Source organism: Desulfovibrio sp. (assembly GCF_034006445.1).
Lineage (GTDB): Bacteria > Desulfobacterota > Desulfovibrionia > Desulfovibrionales > Desulfovibrionaceae > Desulfovibrio.
In genome coordinates this window covers 165,405-182,114 of sequence record NZ_JAVESS010000003.1, presented here as the reverse complement: position 1 = coordinate 182,114, position 16,710 = coordinate 165,405, and the positions used below count along the sequence as shown (strand labels likewise).

Genomic DNA, 16,710 nt, shown 5'->3' with positions numbered 1-16,710 from the left:
TCTACGTTCAATGCGCACGGAAGGCAAGTGGCGGGCAATAAAAGCGCCCCGCACGGGCATCGCCGCCGGAGCGGAACATAAAAAAAATTTCAGTCTGTCACCGGATTGCGCCAAAGCCTGCTTTGACATTTGACCGTGTGCGGCTATGCTTTTTCATCGCAAACGTATGGCGCACGCACCGCGCAGCAGGAGTAGGACAACATGTTTATAGATAGATTGCAGCCCATTACTGACGCATTTGATTGGGTGCAACACTCCTGGGAACGTGCCGCAACCCAGCGGCGTGTGGCTTTTTTTATCCTGTGGGTCTACCTTCTGGCCCTGCTGGGCGTTGAACTCAACCGCCACGGACTCCTGCCCCCCTGGCTGGCAACCGTCTCGCCCAGAAACCACTTTTACGCCATCCACCTGGCTTTTACGCTCATACTGGTGCTTGAGGTCATGGGCCTCATCCTTGTCATACCCAGTTCCCTTTCGCAGTCCATGGGCAAGCAGTTCGAGATCCTCACCCTCATTCTGTTGCGCAACGCCTTCAAGGAACTGGCCCACCTGCCGGAGCCCGTCAGCGTGGCCAACGACATGCTGCCCGTGCTCTACATTGCCATATCAGGCGCAGGAGCACTGATGGTGTACCTGTGCCTTGGCCTGTACAAACGCATCGCCCGGCGACAGATGCATTTCATTTCGTCACCGAGCCTGCGCATGCGCTACGTCATGAGCAAAAAGCTGCTGGCCCTGGTGCTCTTTATCATTTTTGTGGGCGTGGCCGTGCGCGACGTCATCTTTTTTGTCACCACGGGCAGCGATCAGAGCTTTTTTGAAACCCTGTACACCATCCTGATTTTTTCCGACATCACCATGGTGCTCATTGCGCAGCGCTATATGCCCGCCTTCCACGCGGTCTTCCGCAATTCCGGCTTTGTCATCGGCACCCTGCTCATGCGGTTGGCGCTCTCCGCGTCGCCGCTGTGGAGCCCGGTCATAGGGCTGTTCGCCGCTGTCTTTGTTCTGGCCCTCACCTGGGGCACCAACTATTTCACCCCCCTGCCCCGGACGGAAACCAGCTCCGACGAAGGGCAGAAGGCCCTGCCGGAAACAACGGACTAGAGCAGATAACGAATGAAATGAGTTAACTGTTCTGCAAGGATTTTCTTGAAAATCCTTGCCACGAAATGCGAGAAGGCAGGCTTTTGCCTGCCGTAAGCGAGCATTTCAAGTGTTAAATGCTGTAGATGTCGTTTCACGGTAAAATGCTTTGTGGGGGAGGGACCCTTTTGCAAAAGGGTCTCCTCCCCCACACCCCCTCCCCCTAAAACCCGTACTTTTTGGACAGCCAGCCTTTGAAAAGGTTGGCTGCCCATGACGTTGCGCCCGTGTCTGCCAAGGCGCGGCATAAAAACCGCAGCAGACAAAAGCCCCCTTTTACGCCAGAAAGCGGATCATCCTGCCAAAACAGATGCGCGTTCGCCTGCTTGGCGGCAAACGCAGGCGCGTTGCGCCAAAACCCCTCCCCGCAGGTCGGCAATGCGGCTTACCCCGCGCGGTTTATTGAAAAACTCTAGAATAACAATACTGACAACAAAAACGCAAAAGGGCGGCCCGTCAGGACCGCCCCTTACACATCATAAAATGAAGAAAATCAGGCGTTCGCCGCCTTGAGCATTTCTTCCACCATAGAAAGCGTCGGCGTTGCGCCCGCTTCAAGCCCGCAAAGACCACGCACGGCCAGCATAAGCATATCAAATTGCAAAGACATTTCGGACACGCCGTTATGGATAATGCAATTATCACCACGCACGGCGAGACGATATGCGCGGCGGCTACGCTCCTGCCCAGAGGAACGCACGATATAATATACTTGATCGTTGGTGTCGGTCACATAAAGCTTTTGACGGGTGAGCGTGCCAAGTGCTTCGTCATACCACGAGCACTCTGAAAAAAGCCGGCCACGAAAACTCAGGTCGTTGCCGTTATCGTGCTTCAGACAAATGTCTTCCATTATTTTCTGCACGTTCATTCAATCCTCCGCGAGCTCTTGCCCGCCATTTATGCGTAGGCGAGTAACGCTTTTTGAAAGCTAGCACTGCATGCAAACTGTTGTCAATAATAGCAGCAAGCAAACAACAAAATCGCATGAAGAAAAAAATGGTCTATACTACATCTTACTAATATATTTTGATTTTTAAACTAAACTTTCTTTAAACAATCTTGCGGTTCACACGATTTTTTCATGAAACACACGCAAGGGACGGCAAGCTCGCGTCACCCGAAAACATAGCATTTCGCTGTGGGAAAAACAGGGGGGAAGACGAGGTTGCCGAAGAGCCTGACATGACAAAATAGTGCCCCGCACACAGGCACGGGGCACTATTTTGTCGCATTGCGGTTTTTTGTCTGCTCGATTCCTGCCTGCTCAAATCTGGCCCATTCAAAATCCTGCCGGCTTTGACCCTGCCAGCTCTGATTCTGAATGCTCGCGCGGTTACTCGCGTGGTTGCTCGCACGGTTGCTCGCGGGTTACGTGCGTAAAATTACTCGCATAAGTACGCGCGCAGCTGCCTGGGGCCAGTCTTCAGCCCTTGTTGCGGGCCCGGCGCTCCACAAAGCGGGAGTACGCCCGCGCCACGGGTGAATCCGGGGTCATTTCCGCCAGAAAAACGCCGCTGGCCTGCACGGGATCAGGAATAACGGCCCTGGGGGCGCGCCAGCCCATATCTTCATCCGGCAGGGGGTTGCAGGCCGTTACGTCCAGCCCCGACTTGCCCATAAGCAGCGAGACCTTCACGCCATTGAAAAAGGGCGTCTCCATAAAGGCATTGACGCGCTCCAGCAGTTCCCCGCTCATGAGGTGCAGTTCCTGCGCCAGCATGGCGTCTTCCGCGCCGATAAGCAGCATATCGCGGTGATGCCCCAGGGGGCGCGCCAGGGGGGCCAGATCTTCGCCCATGACCATGTTCCAGTTCTGCCACAAATGCCCGAGGCGACTCCTGGCCTGCGCCTGCTCCACGTCCACGCCAAGCCCGGTCATGACCGCGGCCATAACCTCGCTTGCCGCCACTGGCTCGGCATATTTATTTTTTTTACGAAACACTTTGGGAGTCATGACTTTTTCCGCCGCGCAAGGACACTATATGGGGGGATACCGGCCCGCCAGCGCTTCGGCCCGGCCAGCCCTTGTTGACTATATACGGATACATTGATATTTGCATCAGCATAAGTTGATTTACTACGGGTAAACAAATGGCACTTCTCTATTTTAAAGCTCTTTCAGACGAAACGCGGCTCCGCCTTGTTCACATTTTGCTGCATTACGAGTTGTCGGTCAACGAACTGGTGCGCATTCTGGACATGGGGCAGTCGCGGGTATCGCGGCATCTCAAGATTCTGACTGAAGCTGGTCTGCTCACGTCGCGGCGCGACGGCCTCTGGGTATTTTACGCAGCGCCCCGCAGCGGTGACGAGCGGGAATTTTTGCGCGCCATCAGCCCCTTCATCCAGGCGGACGCCGCCATGCGGGCAGACCTGAACATGGCCGCGCAAATGCTGGAAGAACGCGCCCTCAAGACCCGCCAGTTCTTCAACGCCATTGCGGAAGACTGGGACGAACTCAACCGCGAAGTTCTCGGAGCCTTTGACCTGCCCGCCGCCGTGTGCGCCGCAGTACCGCAAAACTGCGGCACAGCGGTTGACCTTGGCTGCGGCACAGGGGCCGTGCTGGCGCGCATGCTGCCGCTGTCCCAGGGGGTCATTGGCGTGGACGGTTCCGCGCGCATGCTTGAAATCTGCCGCCGCCGCTTCACGCCCGAAGACCTCGCTGCCGACCGCGTATCCCTGCGCATCGGCGAACTGAGCCATTTGCCCCTGCGCGATCAGGAGGCGGATTTCGCCTGCATCAACCTTGTGTTGCACCATCTTTCCGACCCCATACTCGGCCTGCGTGAGATACGCCGCATCATGGCGCCCGGCGGCCGTCTTTTTGTGGCGGACTTTCTGCGCCATACCGACGAAACCATGCGCAACCGCTATGGCGACCGCTGGCTTGGCTTTGAAGAGGACAGCCTGACCGCCGACCTCAAAACAGTCGGCTTCAGCACGCTGTCCTGTACACGGCAGCCAGTGGATCGCGGCCTGACCCTGCTGCTTCTCACAGCCGAGGCCAGCCACCCCCCGCGCACGTGAAGCGGACGCACAACGTCCCCCGCACGATCATCAACGCACTCAAAATACTTCAAAGGATAGGAGATATCATGACCAAAGCTCTTGACCTGAGCCTTGCGCACAAGGTTGCCGACATGGCCCTGGCGGATTTCGGCAAAAAAGAAATGCAGCTTTCCGAGCGGGAAGTTCCCGGCCTTATGGAATGCATCAAAAAATACGGCCCCAGCAAGCCCCTCAAAGGCCTCAAGGTGACGGGCTCCCTGCACATGACCATACAGACGGCCATGCTTATCCAGACCCTGCACGCTCTGGGCGCGGATATTCGCTGGGCTTCCTGCAACATTTTCTCCACGCAGGATCATGCCGCCTCCGCCATTGTCGACCTGGGCATGGCCAAGGTTTTTGCCTGGAAGGGCGAAACCCTTGAGGACTACTGGTGGTGCACCGAAATGGCGCTGACCTGGCCCGACGGCAGCGGCCCCGACCTTATCGTGGACGACGGCGGCGACGCTACCCTGCTTATCCACAAGGGCGTCGAAGCTGAGAACAACCCCGCCATCCTTGATGAAAAGACCGACAACAAGGAACTGCAGTGCATTCTTGACCGCCTCAAGCTGCGCCTCAAGGAAGATCCGCAGCACTGGCACAAGGTGGCTGCAAAAATGAAGGGCGTTTCGGAAGAAACCACCACCGGCGTGCACCGCCTCTATCAGCTGGAAGCCGCAGGCAAACTGCTGTTCCCGGCCATCAACGTCAATGACGCCGTGACCAAGTCCAAGTTCGACAACCTGTACGGCTGCCGCGAATCCCTGGCCGACGGCATCAAGCGCGCCACTGACGTCATGATCGCGGGCAAGGTGGTTGTGGTTGTCGGCTACGGCGACGTGGGCAAGGGCTGCGCCCAGTCCATGCGCGGCTTCGGCGCGCGCGTGCTGGTGACGGAAATCGACCCCATCTGCGCCCTTCAGGCCGCCATGGAAGGCTATGAAGTCACCACCATTGAAGACGCGCTGGCCCAGGGCGACATCTACGTCACCTGCACGGGCAACTACCACGTCATCACCGGCAAGCATATGGAAGGCATGAAGGACGAGGCCATTGTGTGCAATATCGGACACTTCGATAATGAAATCGAAATGACCTACCTTGAAAACACGCCCGGCATCACCTGCCTCAACATCAAGCCGCAGGTGGACAAGTGGACCCTCAAATCCGGTCGCAGCATCGTTGTGCTGGCTGAAGGCCGCCTGGTCAACCTGGGCTGCGCCACTGGCCACGCCAGCTTTGTCATGTCCAACAGCTTCACCAACCAGACCCTGGCCCAGATCAAACTGGCTACCGAAAAGCTGGAAAACAAGGTCTACACCCTGCCCAAGGAACTGGACGAAGAAGTGGCCCGCCTGCACCTCGGCCGCCTTGGCGTCAAGCTGACCAGGCTCACCCAGGAACAGGCCGACTACATCAACGTCAATGTGGACGGCCCCTACAAGTCCGATCACTACCGCTACTAGGGAAACGCTGATTTATTCCGTTTGGCGTCGTTGCTTCACTTTTTTTGAAACAGTCGAGGACGGAAGAGTCCACTCCTGTTTCAAAAAAAGAGCGCGCCTTGCCAAACGAAATAACTGCGCGTTTCTCAGTGCTTACTGCGACATTGCCCAGGCCGTTTTCGGATAGAAATGCTCTGTGGGGGAGGGACCCTTTTGTAAAAGGGTCTCCTCCCCCACACCCCCACCCCCAAAAACTTTTATTGTTTGGGATGACACAACGAGTGTTCTGATCTGATGAGAGGGGCAGAGGCTGTGCCCTTTTGGTAATACACCACCTCAAAGGGATATCCGCTCTGGGGCGTGTTCTGCTCTGAAGGGGACGGCTGCGTGGGCAGACGACGCCGCGCAGCCTGGATTATGCCAAAATCACATTTTTCGGCACACTGACAGCGTTGAAACGTCAAGCATTTCTGTGTTACCCTGATCGTGTCACGGGCAGGGCATGGGCCTTTGCCTGCGGGTCAACCGGAGCGCATGGCTCCACCTATATTTGCTGGCGAGCGTGGCTCACCAGCACACGCACGGGGCGGCTGCCCGCCGCGTCCCTGCGTCATGACCGGAGCTTTGCTTCGGTCATTTTATTTATGCGCGAACGTCTTGCGTCGGCTCTGGCCTCCGCGTTGTTAGCCTCCGCGTTGCAAGCCCGTTGCGCAGAAAGGCCGTAAAGGCGGTGCGCGTTTGCCGTTCACAGCCGCATTGCCCACCTTCCCCATGCCGTGTATGCTGCGCCCGTGTCGGCGCTGATCCGCAATGCCGGGTTCTCTGGGCACAAGAAGCCAAGGCTTCAGGGCCACTACTTCCGGGTTTTCCGCATAGCAATGATAAAAGACGGCAAGGCCTGCGCCGCTGCCAGACAAGCCAAGGAATACAATGCAAAAAGTGACCATCCATACCGACGGCTCCTGCCTCGGCAATCCTGGCCCCGGCGGCTGGGCGGCCATTCTCAAACTGGACGACGAGGACTACCGCAAGGAATTTTCCGGCGGCTATGCCCTGACCACCAACAATCGCATGGAAATGCTGGCCGTTATCGAGGCGCTGCTCCTGCTCAAAAACCCCTGTCTTGTGGATCTGTACACGGATTCGCGCTATGTCTGCGACAGCGTGAGCAAGGGCTGGCTGTGGGGATGGGTGAAAAAAAACTGGATCAAATCCGATAAAAAACCCGTGCTCAACGTAGATATGTGGCAGCGCATGCTGCCGCTCTTGAAGCAGCACAAGGTGACCTTCCACTGGCTCAAGGGCCACGCCGGACACCCTGAAAACGAACGCTGTGACATTCTGGCCCGCGCCCAGGCCTGTCGGCGCGACCTGCCTCAGGATACAGGCTACAAACCCTAACCGCCGCAGCGTAAAACGCAATACCGCAACGCCATGCCAGTTCAACCTTTTTCCGCAGAAACCGCGTTTTCTTTGCCCGCGCTCTGGCATGCCCTTGGCTGGCCGCTCTTGCGTCTGCTCATGGGCATGGCCGCTGGCCTGCTCATAGCCAATGTGCTTGAGGCTCTGCGCTGGACGCGCCACCTGGCCCGCCTGGCTGCCCCCCTGGCACGTCTGGCCCATCTGCGTGAAGTGGCCGGGGCCAGTTTTTCGCTGGCCTTTGTCTCTCCGGCGGCCGCCAACGGCCTTTTGTCGGACAGCCACAATATGGGCGAGCTTTCCGGCAAGGAACTCATGCTGGCAAACCTCTTCAACAGCCTGCCCGCCTACATGGTACACACGCCCACCATCTTTCTGCTTACCTGGCCCGTGCTGGGCATGCCTGCCGTGGTATACGTGGGGCTTACCCTGGTGGCCGCCGTGGGCCGCACGGCCTTTACCGTGGTGCTGGCGCGGCGCATCCTGCCGCCGCCGCCTCCGGGCTGTACAGCCTGCAAGGCCGAAAGCAGCGAGCGCACCGACTGGAACGCCGCGCTGCGCAAGGCATGGAAGCGCTTTATGCGCCGCCTGCCCAAACTTGTGTACTTTACCGCGCCCATCTACGTGCTTATGTATCTCTTGCAGCAGTTCGGCTACTTTGCCCTGGCCGAGCAATGGCTGTCGCAGCACATGTCCTGGCTCTCTTTTTTGAAACCGCAGGCCATGGGCATTATCGTGCTGCACCTGGCGGCGGAACTGGGCGCGGCCCTTGGCGCGGCGGGCAGTGTGCTGCAAACGGGCGGCCTCTCGCCACGCGATGTGGTGCTGGCCCTGATGGTGGGCAATATCCTGTCCACGCCCATGCGTGGCATACGGCATCAACTGCCTTCGTATTCCGGCTTTTTTCGTCCTGCCCTCGCCCTGCGCCTCATTCTGGCAAATCAGGGGCTGCGTGCGGTCAGCATGACGATTGTAACCATCATCTATTACTATGCCAGCGCCTAGAGCAGTTTACGAATGAAATGAGTTAAATGCTCTGCAAGGATTTTTCTGAAAAATCCTTGCCACGAAATGCGAGCAGGCGGGCTTTTGCCTGCCGTACGCGAGCATTTCAAGTGTTAAATGCTCTAAAGAAACGCTGATTTATTTCGTTTGGCGGACTTGCTTCACTTTTTTTGAAACGGTCGAGGACGGAAGAGTCCACTCCTGCTTGAAAAAAGATCGCGCCTTGCCAAAGGAAATACCAGCGCGTTTCCAGGAGGCTCTTTACTCAGAGCTTCCCTAAAAGCGCCAAAACCACCGGACAGGAGTCGCCAGTGTGCAAAAAAATGGATATTGATGCGGTTCAGAACGGTTTCAATACGGGCATCGTTTGCGCCCAGCTGGTGCTGAGCCATTTTTCGGAACGCTTCGGCCTGCCGGAAAAAGACGCCCTGCGCGTGGCCGCCTGTTTTGGTTCGGGCATGGGGCAGGCAGACACCTGTGGCTGCGTCACCGGGGCGCTCATGGCTATCGGCCTTGCGCACGGCGTCGCCGGGCCATGCAGCCGTGAACAAAAGCAGAGCCTCAACGCCCGTCGCGACGCCTTTATGGCGGCCTTTGCCGCTGCCAACGGCAGCATCGAGTGCCGTGGCGTTCTGGGGCATGACCTTACCGATCCGCAACAGCTCGCCGTCATCAAGGAAAAAAAGCTGTTCACCACAGTATGCGTTCCCCTGATATGCGACACCTGCACACTGCTTGAAGAATATTTGTAGTCCACGAGCCGACAAGGAGAAACCATGACGGAAATGCAAGCGACCCCACAAGACGACCAGCAACGGCCCCTCCGCGCTCCTGTGGAAATTCCCGCCCACTGCAAGGTAATCAAGCCCGAACACACGGGGTCCCGCATCGTTGTGCTGCTGCAGCCTGAAGAAAAGTATCTCTCCCTGCCCAGGCCCAAAACCTCGCGCCAGCTGCTCGCGGCACTGGGCCTTGCGGAAGAGACGGCCCTTGTGGCCCGCAACGGCGAGCTGCTCACGCCTGACAGGCATATCTGGCCCGGCGACGAGGTGCTTGTCCGCAAGGTGGCTTCTTCGGGATAGCCCGCTCTTGCTGCGACTGCTCACGCAGCCGCCAGAGCACAATAAGAGCACTGTAACTTTTACATTGCTCTAAACCCCGCCTGGCGCAAACTTCTGGGCAGGCCGCACTCTTACCGGCGCAGGCAAAAGCTGTTGCCCCGCCGCAGGGAAAATGGTACCCGCCAACAATGTTCAATCTAGATATATCCCAAGCCCTGAGCACGCTGTCCATCGCGGCGGTACCCGCTCTTCTGGGCATTATTCTGCACGAAGTGGCCCACGGATGGGTGGCCTCGCGCTGTGGCGACCCCACGGCCCGCATGATGGGACGCCTGACCCTCAACCCCCTTCCGCACATCGACCCCACGGGACTGCTGGTCTTCGGCCTCACGAGCCTTTCCGGCTCCTTTGTCTTTGGCTGGGCCAAACCCGTGCCCGTCAATCCGCGCTATTTTCGCAATCCCGCCAAGGACATGATGCTGGTTGCCCTGGCCGGCCCGCTGACCAACTTTATCCTGGCGGGCATATTCGGCGTTCTGCTATGGCTGACCCTGAACGTTTTTCCGCCGGTGGAGTGGCAACACAGCAGCCTCTACATCTTTGCGCTCAAGTCCATGCAGGCAGGGGTCATCATCAATTTCGGCCTGGGCTGGCTTAATCTGCTGCCCATTCCTCCGCTGGACGGCAGCAAGGTTGTGGCCTATTTTCTTCCTTTAAACGCGGCGCTGCGCTATCTGAGCATCGAGCGCTTTGGTTTTCTCATTCTTTTGGGCCTGCTGTTCACCGGCCTGCTGGGCACGGTGCTGGGCCCGCTGGTGGGCGGCAGCGCCCGTGGTCTGCTGACCCTGCTTGGCATTCTGTAATTTCATAAGGACTGTCTCACATGAGCAAAGAACTGCGCACTGTTTCCGGCATGCGGCCCACCGGCCCCCTGCACCTTGGCCACTACTTCGGCGTGTTGAAGAACTGGGTGGAACTGCAATACACTGAAGAAGCTTATTTTTTTGTGGCCGACTGGCACGCCCTCACCAGCGATTACGCCGACCCGTCCAATATCCGCACGAACATCCGCGAGATGGTCAAGGACTGGGTGGGCGCTGGCCTTGATCCCGAAAAATGCGTTATCTTCCGTCAGTCCGAAGTGAAGGAACACGCGGAGCTCTCCCTGCTGCTCTCCATGTTCACGCCGGTGTCGTGGCTTGAGCGCAACCCCACCTACAAGGAACAGCAGCAGCAGATCAGCAACAAGGACCTCGGCAACGCGGGCTTTTTGTGCTATCCTGTGCTCATGGCGGCCGACATTCTCATGTACCGCCCCCACGGCGTGCCCGTGGGCGAAGACCAGTTGCCCCATATGGAAATGACGCGCGAGATTGCCCGCCGCTTCAACTATCTCTACGGCGGCGAGCTTCTGCCCGAACCCAAGGCCATGCTGACCCCCGCTGCCAAATGCCCCGGTCTTGACGGCCGCAAGATGTCCAAAAGCTACAACAACGGCATCTTCCTGTCCGACCGCATGGCGGACATTCAGGAAAAAGTGCGCGGCATGTTCACTGACCAGGCCCGCCTGCGCAAATCCGATCCGGGCAACCCCGATGTCTGTAACCTCTTCCCCTACCATGTGCTGCTGAGCAGCCCGGAGGAACAGGCCGACATTCGCAAGGGCTGCACAGGGGCCACCCTGGGCTGTGTGGACTGCAAAAAGATTTTTCTCAAGAACCTTGAAACCTTCCTCACGCCCCTTCAGGAACGCCGCTCCGTTCTGGACGCCAACCCGGCGCGGGTGGACGAGATCCTCGCGCACGGCAATGAACGCGCCCGCGCCTTTGCAAGCCAGACCATGGCCCTTGTGCGCGAGAAAATGGGGCTGTAATTGAAGTTTGTGAGTGTGGACTACGGCCTGGCCCGCACGGGCCTGGCCGTGTCAGACCCTGACGGGCGCATGGCTTTTCCCCTGGCAACCCTGCGCCTGCAAGACTATGCCGACCGCAAGCTGTTTCTGGCCGCCCTGGCGGAAAAAATCATTGAAACCGGGGCACAAGGCGTGGTGATGGGGCTTCCCCTCACACAGGATGGGGAAGAAAGCCTGATCACCCGGCAGGTACGCAACGTAACCCAGCGCCTCAAGCGCCGCGTACCCCTGCCGTTCTTTTATATGCTTGAGGAGTTGAGCTCGGAAGAAGCCTGGGCGGATCTGCGCGAGGCTGGCCTGAAAATGCGCAAGCGCAAGGCCGTTCTCGACCAGCAGGCCGCCGTGCGTATTCTCTCGTCCTTTCTTTCCCTTGCCCCGCAAGAGCGGAGTCCCGCATGAAAACATTTCTTCGCCTGCTTGGACTGCTGTTGCTGCTGGCCCTTGCTGGCGGCGGCTGGCTTGCCTACGAGGCCCATACCTTTCTGAACACCGCCCCCCAAAGCGAAGGGCAGGAAGTGCTTTTTGACGTGACGCCCGGCGCGCATTTCGCCCAGGTGGCCACGGCCCTTGAGCAAAAGGGCGTTATTACCGATGCCCGCAAGTTCCGCCTGCTGGCCCGCTACAAGGAGTGGGACAGCCGCCTCCAGGCTGGCCGTTTTGCCCTCAATTCCGGCTGGACGCCAGAAAAGGTGCTGGACATGCTGGTCAATGGCCAGCCCGTGCTTTTTCGCATAACCGTGCCCGAGGGCCTCACCTGGTGGCAGACGGGCAAACTGCTGGAAGAAGCCGGCCTCGTGCGCTTTGACGACTTTCGCAAAGTGATCATGGACCCGGACTTTCTGCGCCACTACGGCATCCCCTTTGCCACGGCCGAGGGCTTTCTCATGCCCGACACCTATCTGCTGAAAAAAGGGGATGAGCCGGATATGGCCCAGACCCGCAGCGTGACAGGACGGCTGGTGGACAACTTCTGGCGCAAGGCCGCTCCCGTATGGCCCAACGGAACCAAGCCCCCCGTGGACCAACTGAAAACCTGGATGATCCTTGCCTCGGTGGTTGAAAAAGAAACCGCCATTGAAGCCGAGCGCCCCCGCGTGGCTGGCGTGTACAAGAACCGCCTCGCCCGTGACATGATCCTTCAGGCCGACCCCACCGTCATCTACGGCCTTGGCCCCAATTTTGACGGCAACCTGCGCCGCGCCCACCTGGATGATCCCAACAATCTGTACAATACCTACCAACGGCCCGGCCTGCCGCCGGGGCCCATCTGCTCCTTCGGCATGGCCGCCCTCAAGGCCGCCATCAAGCCGGAACAGCACGATTTTCTTTATTTTGTGGCTGTCACCGATGGCGGTGAACACGTTTTTTCAACCAACCTTGCGGACCATAACAAGGCCGTGCGCCAGTACCTGCAAAACCGGCGCAAAGGCCAGAACCGCTGAGGAGGCCTCGTGAAATACCTCATAGTTGAAGACTTTTCCGGTCAGGCCGTGCCCTTTATCTTTCCCCGGCGGGTGGACCATGTGGACATGCGCGAACAACTGCCTTACGGACAGGTGCTCTCCGCAGGATTTCTCGAACTGGGGCCGCAAGGCTTCATCTGCTCCGGCGGCCATGCCGAGCTTGGCCTCAAGGCCCGACCCCAGGAAGACGCCGCCATCATAGCCGAAGCCCTGCGACAACGCTGAAAGCTGGAAGTTAGGGGAGGAGAGGAAAGGCTTTGTGGGGGAGGGACCCTTTTGCAAAAGGGTCTCCTCCCCCACACCCCCTCCCCCTAAAACTCTTAGTGCTGGTTCAGCCGGGCATGGGTGATTTTTGCTTTTGATGGAATTTTTAATAAAATTTCGGTGTGTTGCTCCTTCGAGGGCAAATAAACGCTGAGAATTGCTTTCTCAACGACCAAAACGCGCCCGTCACGGCGCTGGCTGGCGCAAAGAGATAGCCTTTTCGCCGCCACAGCGGGCGTCTGCTCGTGCAGTCGCCGGAGATTCGCGCCTGCCCGCCTCATTGCGCCTGCTCTGCCCTTCGTGCCCTCCTTGCGACCCCTCGCAGGAGTAACGTCAACCACAGCGCCAGTGGCCGCACTCCAGATCTGGCACGCATCCCCGAGGCTTCATGCATAACGCACAGCAGCGCATACCTGGCATCGTCATTGGCGGTACGGGCAGCAATACGGGCAAGACCACAGTCACTCTGGCCCTTCTGTGCGCCCTGGCCTCTCGCGGTCTTGCCGTACGCGCCGCCAAAACCGGGCCTGATTACATAGACGCCGCCTTTCACGCCGCTATAACGGGTCAGCCCGCCGCCAATCTGGATGCCTGGATGTGCCGTCAGGCTCCCGCGACCCCCGCCGAAAAACCCTTCACAGGCGGCAAAGGTCTGCCCAAGGGCCTGCAAACCGTATTCGAGCGCATGGCGGCAAGTCCCTCCGGCACAGACCGCGCCCCTGACCTGCTGCTGGTTGAAGGCGCCATGGGTCTGTACGACGGCGGGCACGCCGGGGCTGGCAGCACAGCCCATCTGGCGGCACTGCTAGATTTGCCCATCCTTCTGGTGTGCAGCGCTGCCGGACTTGGACAGTCCGTGGCCGCCCTGGTGGAAGGCTATCTGCGTCATAAACCCCAATGGCTCAACGCCAAAAGCACGCCACCGCGCTTTCTGGGCATTGTCTGCACCCATATAGGCAGCCAGCGCCATGCCCAAATCATTGCCGACGCCCTGAAACCGCTGGAAAAATCAGACAACGTCCCGCTGTTGGGCCTGCTGCCCCGCCAAGGCGCGCCCGAACTGCAATCACGACACCTCGGCCTTGTGGAGGCCCGCGAAGCCCTGCCCGCACTGGACAGGGCAGCGCTGACCAACTGGCTTGAAGACCATTGCCGCCTGGACGCCCTGCTCAAACGGGCCGGAGTTGCTGGCGCTCCATCCCGAGGGACGGCGAGTGGCACAACGCCCTCCACGGCAAGCCGGGCCATTGCAGCCCCCCTCGCGGACACGCCTGAGGCCGCCCTGACAAGCCGGTTTTTTCCGCCGTGCCAGCCGGGCGCAGCGACTATCCGCAACTCCGCAATACAGGCAGACGATCAAGAACTTCACCAGGATGCGGCAAGCCTGTTCGCCCCTGGCCTTGCCACGATTGCGGCCACAAAAGCGCGAACGACGCGGGGCGCGCCCCGTCCCCTCATCGGTATGGCCTGGGACGCTGCCTTCAGCTTCTGCTACGCCGATCTGCCTGCCCTGCTGACGGAACTTGGCGCGGACGTTGTGCCCTTTTCTCCCCTGCGCGATGCCGCGCCGCCGCAGGGATGCACCGGACTCTATTTTCCCGGCGGCTATCCTGAACTGCACGCCGAAGAGCTTGGGGCCAATCTGCCCATGCTGCGGCGCTTGCGGGCGCTGGCGCAGAAAAACCTGCCCATCTACGGCGAATGCGGCGGCTATATCTACCTCATGCGCTCTCTGCGTCTGGAGGGCCAGCCAGAACTGCGGGAATACGCCATGGCCGGGCTTTTGCCCCTGCACTGCGTTCTTGGCAAAACCAGATCGGCTCTGGGCTATCGTGCCGCCTTGGCCCTGCCCGGCTGGCCCGAACGCGCTGAACGCCTGAAAACACCTGTCGCAGGCCAGACCCGCTCCAAACCTGGCTCCAAACCTGGCTCCAAACCCGGCTCCAAACCCCTTTGGGTGCGCGGGCACGAATTCCACTATGCCCGTGAGAATGACGGGCCGCTGCCCCCGCGCTGCGCGCCCCTCTGGCAGCTGCACGACAGCAAGGGAGTTTTGTTGCGCCAGGAGGGTTGCCGCTACGGCTCAGTTGCCGGAACCTGGCTGCATTGCTACCCTGAGGGTTCACGCACCTTCTGGCGGGCCTGGCTTAAAACGGCCACGCCCCCACGCAGTTCCTGAGCAAGTTCAAAATGAAAATGCTCCAACTACGCGGCCGGATTTACTCCCGGCCTGCCAAGGCTCAACATGACGCACACTACTTCAGTGGAACTGGATTCCGCCTGCACCCCGCAGGATATTGAAAGCCGTTCCTTTGCCATCATCGATCAGGAACTGCCGCCGCCGCGCCCTTTTGAAGGCCCGCTCTGGCAGGTGGCCCGCCGCTGCATCCACACCCTTGGCGATACGGATATCCTGGGCGACCTCAGATTGAGCGCCGCAGGCCTTGAGGCTGGCGTGACTGCCCTTTTGCGCGGCTGCACGGTATACACCGACACGCGCATGGCCGCCGCCGGACTGCCCATGCGCCGCCTGACGCCTCTGGGTGTCACGGTCACGCCCATCATGGCCCTGCCGGGGCTGGACGAACTTGCCCGCGCCAAAAACACCACGCGCTCCCGCGCCGGGTTGGAATCCCTGGCCGGACAGATGAGCGGGCATATCATGGTTATCGGCAACGCCCCCACGGCCCTGCTGGGGCTGCTGGACGTGCTTGATAGGGGCGCGCCGCCCCCGGCCCTCATCGTGGGCATGCCCGTGGGTTTTGTGAACGCGGCGCAGTCCAAGGAACTGCTGCGCCGCAGCCCTTGGCCGCACTTTACCCTGCTGGGGCGCAAGGGCGGATCGGCCGTGGCGGCGGCCTGCGTGAACGCCTTGGCGGATCTGGCTCTGGAACAGCGCGGATTGGGAGACGTGGCGAAGCTGTAAATAGTGCCATCAAGGGATGACACGCCCTTAGGGGAGGGTTCTTCGCTTGGGTCGTCTGCGCGGCGGGGACTCTATGAGCATAGAAATCCGGCCTGTCCTTTGAGAGTGGGCATATGTGCCCTGCGGACACGGGGGCTTTTCAGTTATTTAGTTTGGGCCGCCTGCGCGGCGGGCGGCAGATGGGCTTTCGCAGTAGGCACTTCAGTAAGAATAAAGCAGGCTTGTCCTTTGAGAGGAGTTCTCTGTGTCCTGCGGACACGGGGGCTTTTCTTTATTTTAGTTTGGGCCAGCCTGCGCGGCGGGCGCTTCAAGAGAGTAAAGCCGGGCCTGTCCTTTGAGAGGGTGGCATTGTGCCCTGCGCACGGAGCTTTTCAGTTATTTAGTTTGGGCCGCCTGCGCGGCGGGCGGCAGATGGGGGCCTGTTAGGGGCTGCCGCCCCTCCGAGGCCCCCTCTGCACTCCCCCCGGACGACCCCGCTGGGTTTGTCGCATCTCTCCACTCCCACGGGTGAGCCTTCAAAGGCCTTCCATATCACACCATTCCGCGAGAGCTGCGCGCCCTCTGCTCCGGGAGCTTCCTCGCTTCGCTCGGTGATCTCCCTCCGCGCCGCGCAATGCCAGCGTGCAGGTTCGCGTTGAATGAGCGTTTTGGAGGCGTTGCATTGGCTGTGGAAAGTCTTTGGAGTGACGGCTGGTTGTTAAGGAAAGGCTCGTTGTAACAAGTGGGCTGAACTTTGGGCATGGGCAATGAAGCTGGGCTTGTCCGTTGAGAGGAGTTCTCTGTGTCCTGCGGACACGTGGGCTTTTCTTTATTTTAGTTTGGGCCAGCCTGCGCGGCGGGCGCTTCAAGAGAGTAAAGCCGGGCCTGTCCTTTGAGAGGGCGGCATTGTGCCCTGCGGGCACGGGAGCTTTCCTTTTTCTTTTGTTTGGGCCGCCTACGCGGCGAGCGGCAGATGGGGGCCTGTTAGGGGCTGCCGCCCCTCCGAGGCCCCCTCTGCACTCCCCCCGGACGA

The 16,710-nt window shown here is 59.5% G+C and carries 18 protein-coding genes; 14 read left to right on the top strand and 4 right to left on the bottom strand.

Going from position 1 to position 16,710, the window contains the following annotated elements; translation table 11 throughout:
- Window positions 1-201: 201 nt before the first annotated feature.
- The gene (locus tag RBR41_RS05530; protein WP_320351589.1) at window positions 202-1,107 is read left to right on the top strand and encodes a hypothetical protein; all 906 of its coding nucleotides are present in this window, start codon (window positions 202-204) and stop codon (window positions 1,105-1,107) included.
- Here the strand turns inward: RBR41_RS05530 and RBR41_RS05525 are convergent.
- The 3 genes from RBR41_RS05525 to RBR41_RS05515 all read right to left on the bottom strand — a co-directional run bounded on the left by RBR41_RS05525 (window position 1,104) and on the right by RBR41_RS05515 (window position 3,103).
- Window positions 1,104-1,361, bottom strand: a complete 258-nt coding sequence (locus tag RBR41_RS05525; RefSeq protein WP_320351588.1) for a hypothetical protein — start codon at window positions 1,359-1,361, stop codon at window positions 1,104-1,106. The two genes, RBR41_RS05530 and RBR41_RS05525, sit on opposite strands and share 4 nt — an antisense overlap.
- A 278-nt stretch (window positions 1,362-1,639) precedes the next feature.
- Window positions 1,640-2,017 carry a hypothetical protein gene (locus RBR41_RS05520; RefSeq protein ID WP_320351587.1) on the bottom strand — a complete coding sequence of 126 codons (378 nt, stop codon included), beginning with the start codon at window positions 2,015-2,017 and terminating at the stop codon, window positions 1,640-1,642.
- Between the two features lie 555 nt (window positions 2,018-2,572).
- Window positions 2,573-3,103 carry a DUF721 domain-containing protein gene (locus RBR41_RS05515; protein WP_320351586.1) on the bottom strand — a complete coding sequence of 177 codons (531 nt, stop codon included), beginning with the start codon at window positions 3,101-3,103 and terminating at the stop codon, window positions 2,573-2,575.
- 137 nt (window positions 3,104-3,240) lie between these two features.
- Here RBR41_RS05515 and RBR41_RS05510 point away from each other — a divergent pair, with 137 nt between their 5' ends.
- The 11 genes from RBR41_RS05510 to RBR41_RS05460 all read left to right on the top strand — a co-directional run bounded on the left by RBR41_RS05510 (window position 3,241) and on the right by RBR41_RS05460 (window position 12,733).
- A complete protein-coding gene (locus RBR41_RS05510; protein WP_320351585.1) occupies window positions 3,241-4,179 on the top strand; it encodes a metalloregulator ArsR/SmtB family transcription factor in 939 nt (312 codons plus the stop codon).
- A gap of 68 nt (window positions 4,180-4,247) precedes the next feature.
- The gene (gene ahcY / locus RBR41_RS05505) at window positions 4,248-5,669 is read left to right on the top strand and encodes an adenosylhomocysteinase (protein WP_320351584.1); all 1,422 of its coding nucleotides are present in this window, start codon (window positions 4,248-4,250) and stop codon (window positions 5,667-5,669) included.
- Window positions 5,670-6,578: 909 nt separating this feature from the next.
- On the top strand, window positions 6,579-7,049 hold the full coding sequence (gene rnhA, locus RBR41_RS05500; protein ID WP_320351583.1) for a ribonuclease HI: 471 nt from the start codon (window positions 6,579-6,581) through the stop codon (window positions 7,047-7,049).
- A gap of 33 nt (window positions 7,050-7,082) precedes the next feature.
- Window positions 7,083-8,072 carry a hypothetical protein gene (locus RBR41_RS05495; protein ID WP_320351582.1) on the top strand — a complete coding sequence of 330 codons (990 nt, stop codon included), beginning with the start codon at window positions 7,083-7,085 and terminating at the stop codon, window positions 8,070-8,072.
- A 311-nt stretch (window positions 8,073-8,383) separates the two neighbouring features.
- Window positions 8,384-8,824, top strand: a complete 441-nt coding sequence (locus tag RBR41_RS05490) for a C-GCAxxG-C-C family protein (RefSeq protein ID WP_320351581.1) — start codon at window positions 8,384-8,386, stop codon at window positions 8,822-8,824.
- Window positions 8,825-8,848: 24 nt separating this feature from the next.
- Window positions 8,849-9,154, top strand: a complete 306-nt coding sequence (locus RBR41_RS05485) for a hypothetical protein (RefSeq protein WP_320351580.1) — start codon at window positions 8,849-8,851, stop codon at window positions 9,152-9,154.
- A gap of 167 nt (window positions 9,155-9,321) precedes the next feature.
- The gene (locus RBR41_RS05480; protein WP_320351579.1) at window positions 9,322-9,996 is read left to right on the top strand and encodes a site-2 protease family protein; all 675 of its coding nucleotides are present in this window, start codon (window positions 9,322-9,324) and stop codon (window positions 9,994-9,996) included.
- A gap of 20 nt (window positions 9,997-10,016) precedes the next feature.
- Window positions 10,017-11,006, top strand: a complete 990-nt coding sequence (gene trpS / locus RBR41_RS05475) for a tryptophan--tRNA ligase (protein ID WP_320351578.1) — start codon at window positions 10,017-10,019, stop codon at window positions 11,004-11,006.
- Complete coding sequence (ruvX, locus tag RBR41_RS05470; protein ID WP_320351577.1) at window positions 11,007-11,444, top strand: Holliday junction resolvase RuvX; 438 nt, start codon at window positions 11,007-11,009, stop codon at window positions 11,442-11,444. It begins immediately after the preceding gene.
- A complete protein-coding gene (gene mltG, locus RBR41_RS05465; RefSeq protein WP_320351576.1) occupies window positions 11,441-12,487 on the top strand; it encodes an endolytic transglycosylase MltG in 1,047 nt (348 codons plus the stop codon). The genes ruvX and mltG overlap by 4 nt, the downstream gene beginning before the upstream one ends.
- A gap of 9 nt (window positions 12,488-12,496) precedes the next feature.
- Window positions 12,497-12,733 carry a hypothetical protein gene (locus RBR41_RS05460; protein WP_179980360.1) on the top strand — a complete coding sequence of 79 codons (237 nt, stop codon included), beginning with the start codon at window positions 12,497-12,499 and terminating at the stop codon, window positions 12,731-12,733.
- Window positions 12,734-12,828: 95 nt separating this feature from the next.
- Here the strand turns inward: RBR41_RS05460 and RBR41_RS05455 are convergent, their stop codons facing one another.
- Window positions 12,829-13,053 (bottom strand): hypothetical protein, encoded by a 225-nt coding sequence (locus RBR41_RS05455; protein WP_320351575.1) that lies wholly within the window; start codon window positions 13,051-13,053, stop codon window positions 12,829-12,831.
- 107 nt (window positions 13,054-13,160) lie between these two features.
- On the opposite strand from RBR41_RS05455, the gene RBR41_RS05450 reads away from it, so the two are divergent.
- Window positions 13,161-14,951 carry a cobyrinate a,c-diamide synthase gene (locus tag RBR41_RS05450; protein ID WP_320351574.1) on the top strand — a complete coding sequence of 597 codons (1,791 nt, stop codon included), beginning with the start codon at window positions 13,161-13,163 and terminating at the stop codon, window positions 14,949-14,951.
- Between the two features lie 66 nt (window positions 14,952-15,017).
- The gene (locus RBR41_RS05445) at window positions 15,018-15,698 is read left to right on the top strand and encodes a precorrin-8X methylmutase (RefSeq protein ID WP_320351573.1); all 681 of its coding nucleotides are present in this window, start codon (window positions 15,018-15,020) and stop codon (window positions 15,696-15,698) included.
- Window positions 15,699-16,710: the final 1,012 nt, after the last annotated feature.